Origin of the sequence: Bradyrhizobium sp. S3.12.5 (genome assembly GCF_040548225.1) — a bacterium.
Lineage (GTDB): Bacteria > Pseudomonadota > Alphaproteobacteria > Rhizobiales > Xanthobacteraceae > Bradyrhizobium > Bradyrhizobium cytisi.
The window spans coordinates 96,843-109,470 of record NZ_JBEPRF010000006.1 but is presented as its reverse complement, the minus strand read 5'-3'; the positions used below and the strand labels follow the sequence as shown (position 1 = coordinate 109,470).

Sequence of the window (12,628 nt, the reverse complement as noted above, 5' to 3'; positions counted from 1 at the left end):
CGTTCGAGACGAGGGCTGCCGTGTATCGCTGGTGCACCGACGAGGTCGAGCCGCACGATCGCTTCGATTTCTGGCGCGAGGTCCGCGCCAAGGGGCTGTTCGGGGTCACCGCCGAGCTCGAGCGCGAACGGCGCGGCGACTTCTACGGCGAATTCTCGCTGAGCCAGGTCGGCAATGGCGCCCTCGTGGAGCTGAAGGCGTCTTCCTACGCGGTCGAGCGCAGCCAGGCCGACATCGGCTACGCGCCGGGTGACAGCATCTGCGTCTACCAGCAGCTCGGCGGCGGCGGTTGGTTCGGCGGCATGCGCTCGAGCGATTTCGCGATCGCCAATGGCGGCTTTGCCACCAGCCATACCGACCTGCCCTACCACACGAGGCCGTTGGGCGATTCCGGTTTCCATCTGCGGATCCTGAAGATCCCCGTCAGCGGCCTCGCGACACAGGACAAGCGCACGCGCGAGCTTGCGCCCAAGGTTTTCAACGATCCCGCTCTCGCACCTCTGCTCGACGCCTGCTTTGCCGACCTCGGCGACGCCGCCGCGAATGATGGTTCGTCCGGCGCGGTCCCGCTTGTACAGGCCTTGCTTGTGCAGGCCTTGGGGCAGCTGGCGCTGATAGAGCGCGGCATCGTCAGGCCGGGCAGCCGGCGCGGACAGGCCGCGCTCCGGACCGGCCGCCTCTCGCTGGCGCGGCGTCTGATCGCGCGCCATCTGCAAGACCCCGATCTGGCGCCGACGCGTGTCGCCGACCTGCTCGGCGTCTCCGTGCGCCATTTGCACATGCTGTTCGAGGTCGCCGACCGCAGCTTCTCGCAGACCGTGACGGAAGAGCGGTTGAAGCAGAGCCGCCGCTTGATGTGCGAAGCGCCGGAGCGGCTGATCGCCGACATCGCCAGCGCCTGCGGCTTCGAGAGCCTGGCGACCTATTACCGGGTCTTCAACGCCGCCTATGGCATGGCGCCCGGCGATTTCCGGGCCCGGGCCGCAGGCGCGCGTTAACCACCGAGCTGGCTGCTGCGGCGAAAAGCCCAGCCGCGCCCGGTATTTGGGCAAAAACCTGAGGGTTTTTAGGGTCTTCCCGCGCCTGCTCCATTGACTTTGGCCGATTCCGCCCTATGTTCCGGGTCGACGCGGCTCGGTATCGAAGAGCGATTCCTGAGCTGGCGCTTTGTTCGCGTGAGTCAGCACCCCCAGCTTCTTTGAGAGCGCGCCGTTTCGGGGTGGAACGCGACAGCCTTATTACCCTCGATTCCGAACGGCGGTTTCGACCAGAGGCTCAATGTCCTTTTCCAATCTCGGACTATCCGAAAAAGTCCTCGCCGCAGTGGCGGCCACCGGTTACACCACCCCCACCCCCATTCAGGAACAGGCGATCCCCCACGTCCTCGCACGCAAGGATGTGCTCGGCATCGCCCAGACCGGCACCGGCAAGACCGCAGCCTTCGTGCTGCCGATGCTCACCATCCTCGAAAAGGGTCGCGCCCGCGCACGCATGCCGCGCACACTGATCCTGGAGCCGACCCGCGAGCTCGCAGCGCAAGTGAAGGAAAACTTCGACCGCTACGGCGCCGGCCAGAAACTCAACGTCGCCCTGCTGATAGGCGGCGTCTCCTTCGGCGACCAGGATGCCAAGCTGACCCGCGGCGTCGACGTGCTGATCGCCACCCCGGGCCGGCTGCTCGACCATACCGAGCGCGGCGGTCTGCTGCTCACCGGCGTCGAGCTGCTCGTCATCGACGAAGCCGACCGCATGCTGGACATGGGCTTCATTCCCGACATCGAGCGCGTCTGCAAGCTCGTCCCCTTCACGCGGCAGACCCTGTTCTTCACCGCGACCATGCCGCCGGAGATCCGGCGCATCACCGAAACTTTCCTGCACAATCCGCAGAAGGTCGAGGTTTCCAAGCCCGCCACTACCGCAGTCACCGTCACGCAGTGTCAGGTCCCGGCCGGGCGCGAGGCGCATGAAAAGCGCGAATTGCTTCGCCGCCTGCTGCGCGAGGCCAAGGATCTCCAGAACGCGATCATCTTCTGCAATCGCAAGCGCGAGGTCGCGGTCGTTCACAAATCGCTTCAGAAGCACGGCTTCAGCGTCGGCGCCCTGCACGGCGACATGGACCAGTCGGCCCGCACGGCGGCACTCGAACAGTTCCGCAAGGGTGAGTTGCCGCTGCTGGTCGCCTCCGACGTCGCCGCCCGCGGCCTCGACATTCCCGAGGTCAGCCACGTCTTCAATTTCGACGTCCCCCACCATCCCGACGATTACGTCCATCGTGTCGGCCGCACCGGCCGCGCAGGCCGGTCCGGCATGGCGATCTCGCTCGTGACGCCGCTCGACCAGAAGTCGATGGTCGCGATCGAGAAGCTGATCGGCCAGAGCATTCCCCGCGCGGAAGGCGATTACGAAGTACATGCGGGTTCGGGTGAGCAGGGCGACCGTCCGCGCGAATCGCGCGGACGCGATCGCGAACGTTCCCGCGGCGGACGCGGCAAGCCGCAGCGCGGTCGTGACCGTGAGCGCAGCCACGAGCCGCGCGAGGCGCGACACTCCTCGGAGGCAGCGCCTTCGACGGATGCAACGCCTGCCGCTGAAGCACGGTCTCCTCGCGAAGCGAGGCCTGTTCGCGAAGCAAGGCCTCCGCGCGAGGCAAGGCAGCCGTCCGAGCCGCGCGGAGGATCGCGCCAGCCGGCCAATCCGTCGCATGTCCCGTCGATCGGCCGTCCCGAGCCGCGCCGCCAGCGCGAAGCCGATACCGAGCCCGGCGATCACTCGCACCTCCCGGCCTTCCTGCTCCGACCGGTCCGCTCCCCCGCCGGGGCCTGAAACCACGATACACGCGTGAGTTGAGCGGTCGACCGTTTACCGACCGTTCATCATCGTCCGTTAGCCTACGAACATAATTTAAGCATTGCTGCGGTCGCGAGCGCATCGACCGTTGTGGGGTATGTTCTGTGGTCAAGGTTCTCGATGAACATGAACGCACGATGGCGTTTGCCGAGGTGGCGCTCGGTCAGATCCGGTCGCTGAAGCAAACCGCAATTCCCCGCAATTACGAGATCTGGTACGTCTACGCGACCGGCTACAATGCCCCGCTCAACAAGATCATCAACGAGACGCTGGCACGTAGCGGCAAGCTGACCGAAGCCGATCTCGAGCAGATCTACGACACCTATCTCTCCCACATCAAAACGACCGACCGCATCGACAAGGTCGGTGCGCGCGTCATCGGCGAGATCGACGACGTGATGACGGTCTTGAGCGACGCGCTCGGGATGACCGGCGCCTACGACACCAGCCTGTCGCGCGCGACCGAGCAACTGTCCTCGGCCAAGAGCCGCGAGCAGATCAAGGCGATCGTCGAGACGCTGCTGCGTTCGACCGACGAGATGCGCGAGACCAACAAGGCGCTGGAAGGCCGGCTGACACTGTCGAAGAACGAGATCAGCAATCTCCAGCACAGCCTGGAAGCGATCCGCGCCGAGAGCCTGACCGATCCGTTGACCGGGCTCGGCAACCGCAAATATTTTGACCGCATGATCGGCATGGCGGTGCAGAACGCACTCGCCTCGGGCGAGCCGCTGTCACTGCTGCTGTTCGACATCGACCATTTCAAGTCGTTCAACGATTCCTACGGCCATCTCACCGGCGACCAGGTGCTGCGCCTGGTCGGCCTGTCCATGAAACAGACCATCAAGGGCCAGGACATCACTGCGCGCTATGGCGGCGAGGAGTTCGCCGTGCTGCTGCCCAACACCGCGCTGCGCCAGGCTCTCACCGTCGCCGACCATATTCGCCGCGCCGTGATGGCGAAGGAGCTGAAGAAGAAATCGACCGGCGAGATCCTCGGCCGCGTCACCATCTCGGTCGGCGTCTCCATGCTGAAGCAGGGTGACGACACCGATGCCCTGATCGAGCGTGCGGATGCCTGTCTCTACGCCGCCAAGCGCAACGGCCGCAACCGCGTGATCTGCGAAGTCGACCCGGAATACGCGGTCGAGACACACAACCGGGTGGCGTGAGGTGGGACACTGCGGGCCGAGAGACGCGGGCCGCGCTTGACATTCCAACCTGACGGACGACATCTTCCTCGCCACCTGCAACGTCTGATCGCGCGTATCGAGGACTTGTTGTCGTGCCCAATCCTCATGATTTTCACAGGCCACAACCGTCTTACACCAGGGACGAGCTGCTGAGATCGAGCGAAGGCGGCTATTTCGGTCCGGGCAATGCGCAATTGCCGGCGCCGCCGATGCTCATGATGGACCGCATCACCGAACTCAGCCTGAACGGCGGCGAGTTCGGCAAGGGCCATATCGTCGGCGAGCTCGACATTGTGCCGGACCACTGGTTCTTCGATTGTCACTATCGCGGTGACGCGATGATGCCCGGAAGTCTCGGCCTGGATGCGATGTGGCAGATGGTCGGCTACTGGCTCGGCTGGTCGGGCTCACCGGGCAAGGGCCGCGCCATCGGCGTCGGCGAGGTCGAGGTCACGGGCGCCATCACGCCGACGACGCGATCCGTGCGCTACGAGGTCACCATGCGCTTGGTCCGCCGCGGCAAGCTGGTGCTCGGGATAGCCGACGGCCGCGTGCTTGCTGACGGCACCTGTGTGTTCGTGGCGAAGGATATGCGGGTTGGTTTGACCAAGGCCGCGGAGTGACGTGCCGTAGGGTCGGCAAAGGCGCGCTTGCGCCGTGCCCACCATCTCTCCACACCGGGACTTCAACGGTGGGCACGCTTCACTTTGCCAACCCTACGAACCGACTTCTTGGCTGGCCGTTTTTTCGCAACGGGCTTCTTCGGCTCCGCCTTCTTCGCGACCTTCTTCCCCTTCGGGCGCTTCTTCACCTTGGCGCGCTGGGCGGCGGCGAGCGCCGCCCTCGCCCATTGCGCCAGCTCCTCGGAATCGTCGAACAGGCGCGCCGGCAGCTCCCAATAGGAGTTCACCAGCACGGTCTTGGCGCGAGTCGAATACTGGAAGGGCTTTGAGCCTTCGGCTTCAAACTCGGGAATGGTCACCTCGTCGGCGCGGAAGAACAGGCCGGCGCGAAGGGCGAGTGCGAAGTTGATGCCGTCGGCGGAGATGCCGTAGCCGGAGAACATCTTTCGGATGGCGACGGGGCCGAAATCGGCGAACAGGTCGATCAGGAATTCGCGGTCCATAGGCATGCTCTCTCGTGCCCCGGATGCAGCGCAGCGTGAAACGGTGCGCTGCTGAGCCGGGGCCCAGCCGTCTTTGTACTGGTGACTATAGCGTGGGTCCCGGCTCTGCGCAGCAGCACAAGCGCGCTGCAGCGCGTCCGGGACACGAGAGCAACGACGGAGAAATCTACCCGTCGATCTGCGCCGGGCGCAGCTCGACCGATTCGCCGCAGCCGCAGGCGGAGATCTGGTTGGGATTGTTGAAGACGAACTGGGCCTGCATCTTGTCGGCCTTGTAGTCCATCTCGGTGCCGAGCAGGAACAGCACGGCCTTGGGGTCGACCAGGATCTTGACGCCCTTGTCCTCGACGACCTCGTCGGTCGGGCGGATATCATGGGCGTATTCGACCGTGTAGGACTGGCCGGCGCAGCCGCCATTCTTGACGCCGACACGCAGGCCGACGATCTCGGAATCGGCGCGCTGGGTCAGCTCGCTGATCCGCTGGGCAGCGGCATCGGTCAGCCGCATCACCTGCGGGCGCGGACGCCGCGGCTTCGGGGTGGATGCTGGTGTCGAGCCGGACGAGATCTGGGTCATGTTATTTATGTGGTCCGTTGCGGAGCGAATTCAATATCGAGGTTACGCGTCACCACATGTTGAGGACGAGGCGCGCCTCGTCGCTCATGCGTTCCGGCGACCAGGCCGGCTCCCAGACGACCTTGACGTCGACCACGCCGACGCCGGGAACGCTGGCGACCGCGTTCTCGACCATTGTCGGCAGCTCGCCGGCGGCCGGACAGTTCGGCGTCGTCAGCGTCATCTGCACGTCGACGGAGCGATCGTCCTTGATCTCGACCTTGTAGATCAGGCCCAGCTCGTAGATGTCGGCCGGGATCTCCGGATCGAACACGGTCTTGAGGCCGGCGATGATCTCGGTCGTGAGACGCTCGGTCTCCTCCGGCGGCAGCGCCGAATGAGTCTCCATCGGATTGGCTTTGATTTCGGCCGTGTCACTCATGCGAACAAATCCCGCGCCTTCAGCAGCGCCTGTGCCAGATGATCGACTTCTTCCCGCGTATTATACATGCCGAACGAGGCCCGGCATGTGGCCGTCACGTTGAACCGCTCTAAAAGCGGCATCACGCAATGGGTGCCCGCGCGCACCGCGATGCCCTGGCGGTCGATCACGGTGGCGACGTCATGGGCATGCGCACCCCTAAGCTCAAAGGAGATCACCGGGCCCTTGCCTCGTGCGGTGCCGATCAGCCGCAGCGAGTTGATCTCGCGCAAGCGATCCTGGGCGTAGGTGACGAGATCGTGCTCGTGGGCAGCGATGCGCTCCTTGCCGATCGAATTGACGTAGTCGATGGCCGCGCCAAGGCCGACGGCCTCGACGATCGCGGGCGTGCCCGCCTCGAACTTGTGCGGGGGGTCGCCATAGGTGACGACATCGCGCGAGACCTCGCGGATCATCTCGCCGCCGCCATTATACGGGCGCATCGCGACGAGGTGGTCATACCTGGCCCACAGCACGCCGATGCCGGTGGGACCGTACACCTTGTGGCCGGTGAAGACGTAGAAGTCGCAGCCGATGTCCTGGACGTCGACGGGCAGATGCACGGCGCCCTGGCTGCCGTCGACCAGCACGGGAATGCCGCGGGCATGGGCGATCTTCACGACGTCCTTGACCGGCACGATGGTGCCGAGCGCGTTCGACATCTGCGTGATCGCGACCAGCTTGGTCTTCGACGTCAACAGCTTCTCGAACTCGTCGATGAGGAAATTGCCCTCGTCGTCGACCGGCGCCCACTTGATCACGGCACCCTGGCGCTCCCTCAGGAAATGCCAGGGCACGATGTTGGAGTGGTGCTCCATGATCGAGATGACGATTTCGTCACCCTCTTTGATGTTCGGCCCGCCCCAGGACGAAGCGACCAGATTGATCGCTTCGGTCGCGTTGCGCGTGAAAATCACTTCCTCGGTCCGCGCAGCATTGATGAACTGCGCGGCCTTGGTGCGGCCGCCCTCATAGGCTTCGGTCGCGGCGTTGGCGAGATAATGCAGGCCGCGATGGACGTTGGCGTATTCGGATGTATAGGCCTGCGTCATGCGCTCGAGCACGGCGCTGGGCTTCTGGGCGGATGCCGCATTGTCGAGATAGACCAGCGGCTTGCCGTAGACCTGCATGGCGAGCGCCGGAAAGTCCTCGCGCACGCGCGCAACGTCATAAGCGCCGTTCTTGACTGCGGGATGCGTGCTCATGACCGACGCTCCAGCCAGCGCTCGGCAATGCCGATCACATGCTCGCGCAAGCCGTCATCAGCGATCTGCTCGATCGCTTCGCCCACAAAAGCCTGGATCAGCAGCGCCTGGGCCTGCTTCTCCGGCAAGCCGCGCGCCTTCAGATAGAACAGCAGGTTTTCGTCCAGCGCGCCGGCGGTGGCGCCGTGGCCGCAGGAGACGTCGTCGGCAAAGATTTCCAGCTCCGGCTTGTTGTCAGCCTCGGCTTCGTCAGAGAGCAGCAGCGCACGGGTCATCATCTTGCCGTCGGTCTTCTGCGCATCGGGGCGAACGATGATGCGGCCCTGGAACACCGAATGGGCGCGATCGTCAATCACCGCGCGAAAAACCTCGCGGCTGACGCAGTTGGGTACGGCATGATCGACGACCAGCGTGGTGTCGCCGTGCTCGGTCTTCTGCAACAGGTTCACGCCGTTGATCGAGAGCTCGCTGCCCTCGCCCGCCAGCGTGATGAAGCCTTGCAGGCGGCTGACGGCAGCACCGGTGGTCATGTTGAAGAAATTCAATTTGACGTTGGCGCCGACCGTCACGAAATGCGAGGTCACGTTCACCGCGTCGGGCGCGTCGTCCATCAGGCGGATATGCGCGACATCGGCATCGTCGCCGATCGTGACGAGCACGGCGTCGTTGATCTGGTAGGCCTTGGCGCCAGCCGCCACGAAACTCTCGACGATGGTGGCGCGAGCGCCCTTCCCGATCGCGACCTGCGAACGGGTGAAGGCCGACGCGGAAGCTGCGGTCGCGATGTGGATGATCTGGATCGGTGCGGACAGCTGGGCGCCGTCGGCAATCGACAGCACCACGCCATCGGTCGCCATCGCCGCGTTGAGCGCGATCACGGCATCGGTGGACGCGGTCTTCAGAAGACCCGCATCCTTCTCCAGCGTCTCCCGCAACGTCTTGAAACTCGCCTCGGTGGCGAGCGCCTTGACGTCTGACAGATCGGCGGCGAACACGCCGTCGACCAGCACCAGCTTGCGGGCACCCTCGATCGCATGCGCCTTGATGGCATCCGCGGCGCGTTTCAGAGCGGCCGCATCGGGCGCGGCCGAAAGCGGCAGCACCTCGCCGACCAGCGCGCGCAGGTCGGTGTATTTCCATTCCTCGATCCGGCGGTGCGGCAAGCCGAGACGCTCATAGGTCTCGAACGCCTCGCGGCGCGCCGCGATCACGGACGGCGAACCCGGCAGCCGGCCTTCGGCGCTGGTGAAGAGATCGCTCACCGCGCGGCCCTTTCCGGTCTTTGCCACAGCAACGTTCATTGCAAGATTCCTTACGCGGCATCCTCGAACTGGGTGTAGCCGGACGCTTCCAGCTCCAGCGCCAGTTCCTTGCCGCCGCTCTTCACAACGCGGCCCTTCGACATCACGTGCACCACGTCGGGCACGATGTAGTTCAGCAGCCGCTGATAGTGGGTGATCACGACCATCGCACGCTTGGGCGAGTGCAGCGCGTTGACGCCGTCGGCTGCGATACGCAGCGCATCGATGTCCAGGCCGGAATCCATCTCGTCGAGGATGCACAGGCTCGGCTCGAACAGCGCCATCTGGAGCACCTCGTTGCGCTTCTTCTCGCCGCCGGAGAAGCCAACATTGACGCCGCGCTTGAGCATGTCCTGGGGGATGTTCAGCGACTTCGAGACCTCGCGGACCTTCTTCAGAAAGTCCGGCACCATCAATTCGCTCTCGCCGCGGGCCTTGCGCTGGGCATTCAGTGCGGTTCGCAGGAAATTCATGGTGGTAACACCGGGAATCTCGACCGGATACTGGAATGCGAGGAACACGCCCCTGGCAGCCCGCTCCTCGGGAGCCATCTCCAGGAGGTCCTCGCCCTTGAACAGGATCTGGCCGCCAGTGACCTCATAGCCGGGCTTGCCGGCAATGACATGGGACAACGTCGACTTGCCGGAGCCGTTCGGCCCCATGATCGCATGGATCTGACCCTCGTTCACAGTCAGAGTGAGCCCATGGAGGATCTCACGCTCCTCGACACGAACCTGCAGGTCTTTCACTTCAAGCAAAGCCATCTTGGCATCCAGTTCATTCAATTGATGTTGGAGCGCCTGAGCGCACCGCGAGGGTCGGCAATTAGCCAACCGACCCTTCAAGCGAGATCGAGATCAGCTTCTGCGCTTCCACCGCGAACTCCATCGGGAGCTGCTGGAGCACGTCCTTGACGAAGCCGTTGACGACCAAGCCAACTGCTTCTTCCTGAGAGAGGCCGCGCTGGACGCAGTAGAACAGCACGTCTTCGGAGATCTTCGAGGTCGTCGCCTCGTGCTCGAACGTCGCCGAGGAGTTCTTGGCCTCGATGTAGGGCACGGTGTGCGCGCCGCATTTGTCGCCGATCAACAGCGAATCGCAGGCCGTGAAGTTGCGCGCGCCGGTGGCTTTCCGGTGCGCGGTGACGAGGCCGCGATAGGTGTTCTGCGACTTGCCGGCGGCGATGCCCTTGGAGATGATGCGGCTCGACGTATTCTTGCCGAGGTGGATCATCTTGGTGCCAGAGTCGACCTGCTGGTAACCGTTCGAGATTGCGATCGAGTAGAACTCGCCACGGGAATTATCACCGCGGAGAATGCAGCTCGGATACTTCCAGGTGATCGCCGAACCGGTCTCGACCTGGGTCCAGGAGATCTTGGAATGGTTGCCGCGGCAGTCGCCACGCTTGGTGACGAAATTGTAGATGCCGCCCTTACCTTCCGAATTGCCCGGGTACCAATTCTGCACCGTCGAATATTTGATCTCGGCGTCGTCATGCGCGACGAGCTCGACCACGGCGGCATGCAGCTGGTTCTCGTCGCGCTGCGGCGCGGTGCAGCCTTCGAGATAGGAGACGTACGAGCCCTTGTCCGCGATGATCAGCGTGCGCTCGAACTGGCCGGTGTTGCGCTCGTTGATGCGGAAATAGGTCGACAGCTCCATCGGGCAGCGCACGCCTGGCGGCACGTAGACGAACGAGCCGTCGGAGAACACCGCCGAGTTCAGCGTCGCGTAGAAATTGTCCGAGGTCGGAACCACCGAGCCCAGATATTTCTGCACCAGCTCGGGGTGCTCGCGGATCGCCTCCGAGATCGGCATGAAGATCACGCCGGCCTTCTTCAGCTCGGCCTTGAACGTGGTCGCCACCGAAACCGAATCGAACACGGCATCGACCGCGATCTTGCGGCGGGCCGGATCTTCCTCGCCCACCTTGGGCTCGACGCCCTCGAGCATGGCCACTTCCCGCAAGGGGATGCCGAGCTTCTCGTAGGTCTTCAGGATCTCCGGATCGATCTCGTCGAGCGAGGTGATCGTCTTCTTCGGCTTCGGCGCCGAATAGTAATAGAGGTCCTGGAAGTCGATCTTGGGATAGTCGACGCGTGCCCAGGTCGGCTCGGTCATGGTCAGCCAGCGCCGATAGGCCTCAAGCCGCCACTGGAGCATCCAGGCGGGTTCGTTCTTCTTCTCGGAGATGAACTTGACGGTCTCTTCCGACAGCCCCTTGGGGGCCTTGTCGGACTCGATCAGGGTCTCAAACCCATAACGATACTGGTCGACGTCGATGCGCTTGACGCGCTCGACCGTCTCTTGGACGGCTGGCATTCTATCCTCCGCTCGCGGTTTCAAGGACCGCGGTGGATCAAACTCGGACGAGTATTACGATGTTTCTTACGATGTTTTTTGGCGGAAAGCACGGGCTTAGAACCGTTCAAGCCGTGTTTCGTCGCTTAGCCTCTAAGTAGGGTATTACCGAGCTTTCGCCAAGCCTCCACGCACCGATTGATGTCCCCCGGCTGCGTGGACCAGCCCAGACTGAGGCGCACCGCTCCCTGGGCCACGCTGGCATTGTACCCCATCGCCGAGAGCACGTGGGACGGCTGGACCTTGCCGGAGGAACAGGCCGAACCGGAGGAGACGGCGATGCCTTCGAGGTCGAAGCCGATCACGGCAGTCTCGGCCTTGAGCCCCGACGCGGTGAACAGGACGGTATTTGGCAACCTCTTCACGTTTTCCGCGAAGATGCTCGCCCCGGCAATGCCCCGAATACCATTTTCCAAGCTATCTCTTAGACTTGTCATGCGCTCCGCCTCTTCCGGCAGAGCCTCAAGGGCGGCTCTCACCGCTGCCCCAAAGCCAGCGATACCGGCGACATTCTCGGTTCCCGCCCGTCGGCCGAGCTCCTGTCCGCCGCCACGCAGCACCGGCTCCAACCCGGCAAGCCCCTCGGCAACGACCAGCGCGCCGACGCCTTTGGGGCCGCCGATCTTGTGCCCAGAAAAGCTCGCAATATCCGCGCCTACCGCGTTAATATTGAAACCAATTTTGCCGAGCGCCTGGATCGCGTCGACATGCAGGAGGCCGCCCGCCTCGTGGACGATCCGCGCTGCTTCAGCCACCGGCTGGAGCGCGCCGGTCTCGTTGTTGGCCGCCATGATCGAGACCAGCGCCGGAGGGCCGGCGGCGACGAGCGCGCGGAGGTCATCGAGATCGACCACGCCGGAGCTTGTGACCCGGATCCGGCCGATGTCGTTGGCCGGGAATCGGCCGCCCGCCAGCACCGAGGCGTGCTCGACCGCGGAAACCAGGAGCCGCCGCACCGGCTCACCCGATCGGCTGCGCAAGCCGGGCGACAGCGCCAAGGCATTGGCCTCGGTTCCGGCGGAGGTGAACACCACGTTCCGCGGCAGCGCGCCGATGGCTGCCGCAAGCGAGCTACGTGCGTCCTCGACCAGCCGCCGCGCCTCCCGTCCCTCGGCGTGGACCGAGGACGGATTGCCGATCAGCTCGTAAGCGGCCAGCACCGCTGCACGCGCCTCGGCGCGAAGCGGCGTGGTCGCATTCCAGTCGAGATAGACGCGGCTTGGCATGCGTCCTCTTAGCACCTTTTCTCCTTGCGCCAATCAGCCGCCGCCGCACATCAGGCCGGCTGTTGCTGCGCAATTCCGCCAACGGAACGGGACTCCATCCGCAGCCCGAACGGGGACCGCAGCCAGGCGATCCGACGCGCGATCTCGTCGCTCTTGATGTGAAACCCCCAGGACACGTAGAGCATGCTGACGTGGTAGAAGATCAAGAGCCCGAAGGCTAAAATCCGCACCCAATCCAGATCGATGCGTCGTTCCGAAATCGAAACTTGCTGCGGTGTTGACATGGTTCTCTGCTCCTTGACGGGACGGCAAACGCGGTTTTCCGGCCATGA

13 protein-coding genes are annotated in these 12,628 nt (G+C 64.1%); 4 read left to right on the top strand and 9 right to left on the bottom strand.

The window, feature by feature from the left end; all coding sequences use genetic code 11:
* The first annotated feature begins 20 nt into the window (after positions 1-20).
* The 4 genes from ABIC09_RS10255 to fabA all read left to right on the top strand — a co-directional run bounded on the left by ABIC09_RS10255 (position 21) and on the right by fabA (position 4,663).
* Positions 21-998, top strand: coding sequence for a helix-turn-helix transcriptional regulator (locus ABIC09_RS10255; RefSeq protein WP_148748811.1), 978 nt, complete (start codon positions 21-23; stop codon positions 996-998).
* Between the two features lie 280 nt (positions 999-1,278).
* Positions 1,279-2,823, top strand: coding sequence for a DEAD/DEAH box helicase (locus tag ABIC09_RS10250; RefSeq protein WP_354082744.1), 1,545 nt, complete (start codon positions 1,279-1,281; stop codon positions 2,821-2,823).
* A gap of 128 nt (positions 2,824-2,951) precedes the next feature.
* On the top strand, positions 2,952-4,019 hold the full coding sequence (locus tag ABIC09_RS10245; RefSeq protein WP_354033503.1) for a GGDEF domain-containing protein: 1,068 nt from the start codon (positions 2,952-2,954) through the stop codon (positions 4,017-4,019).
* Positions 4,020-4,132: 113 nt separating this feature from the next.
* The gene (gene fabA / locus ABIC09_RS10240; RefSeq protein ID WP_354109184.1) at positions 4,133-4,663 is read left to right on the top strand and encodes a bifunctional 3-hydroxydecanoyl-ACP dehydratase/trans-2-decenoyl-ACP isomerase; all 531 of its coding nucleotides are present in this window, start codon (positions 4,133-4,135) and stop codon (positions 4,661-4,663) included.
* 62 nt (positions 4,664-4,725) lie between these two features.
* Here fabA and ABIC09_RS10235 read toward each other — a convergent pair whose 3' ends face one another.
* From ABIC09_RS10235 to ABIC09_RS10195, 9 genes are all read right to left on the bottom strand, one after another.
* Positions 4,726-5,166 carry a TfoX/Sxy family protein gene (locus ABIC09_RS10235; RefSeq protein WP_354109318.1) on the bottom strand — a complete coding sequence of 147 codons (441 nt, stop codon included), beginning with the start codon at positions 5,164-5,166 and terminating at the stop codon, positions 4,726-4,728.
* A 166-nt stretch (positions 5,167-5,332) separates the two neighbouring features.
* Positions 5,333-5,743 carry a HesB/IscA family protein gene (locus ABIC09_RS10230; protein ID WP_148748807.1) on the bottom strand — a complete coding sequence of 137 codons (411 nt, stop codon included), beginning with the start codon at positions 5,741-5,743 and terminating at the stop codon, positions 5,333-5,335.
* Positions 5,744-5,792: 49 nt separating this feature from the next.
* Positions 5,793-6,164, bottom strand: a complete 372-nt coding sequence (locus ABIC09_RS10225) for an SUF system Fe-S cluster assembly protein (protein WP_148748806.1) — start codon at positions 6,162-6,164, stop codon at positions 5,793-5,795.
* Positions 6,161-7,408 carry a cysteine desulfurase gene (locus ABIC09_RS10220; RefSeq protein WP_354109183.1) on the bottom strand — a complete coding sequence of 416 codons (1,248 nt, stop codon included), beginning with the start codon at positions 7,406-7,408 and terminating at the stop codon, positions 6,161-6,163. The genes ABIC09_RS10225 and ABIC09_RS10220 overlap by 4 nt, the downstream gene beginning before the upstream one ends.
* Positions 7,405-8,709 (bottom strand): Fe-S cluster assembly protein SufD, encoded by a 1,305-nt coding sequence (gene sufD, locus ABIC09_RS10215; protein WP_354109182.1) that lies wholly within the window; start codon positions 8,707-8,709, stop codon positions 7,405-7,407. Before sufD ends, ABIC09_RS10220 begins: the two co-directional genes overlap by 4 nt.
* Positions 8,710-8,720: 11 nt before the next feature.
* On the bottom strand, positions 8,721-9,473 hold the full coding sequence (gene sufC, locus ABIC09_RS10210; protein WP_148748803.1) for a Fe-S cluster assembly ATPase SufC: 753 nt from the start codon (positions 9,471-9,473) through the stop codon (positions 8,721-8,723).
* Positions 9,474-9,534: 61 nt separating this feature from the next.
* Positions 9,535-11,031, bottom strand: coding sequence for a Fe-S cluster assembly protein SufB (sufB, locus tag ABIC09_RS10205; protein WP_148748802.1), 1,497 nt, complete (start codon positions 11,029-11,031; stop codon positions 9,535-9,537).
* A 125-nt stretch (positions 11,032-11,156) separates the two neighbouring features.
* Positions 11,157-12,296: a cysteine desulfurase family protein gene (locus tag ABIC09_RS10200; RefSeq protein ID WP_354109181.1), complete on the bottom strand. Its 1,140-nt coding sequence runs from the start codon at positions 12,294-12,296 to the stop codon at positions 11,157-11,159.
* Positions 12,297-12,346: 50 nt separating this feature from the next.
* Positions 12,347-12,580 carry a hypothetical protein gene (locus tag ABIC09_RS10195; RefSeq protein ID WP_502917660.1) on the bottom strand — a complete coding sequence of 78 codons (234 nt, stop codon included), beginning with the start codon at positions 12,578-12,580 and terminating at the stop codon, positions 12,347-12,349.
* Positions 12,581-12,628 lie beyond the last annotated feature (48 nt).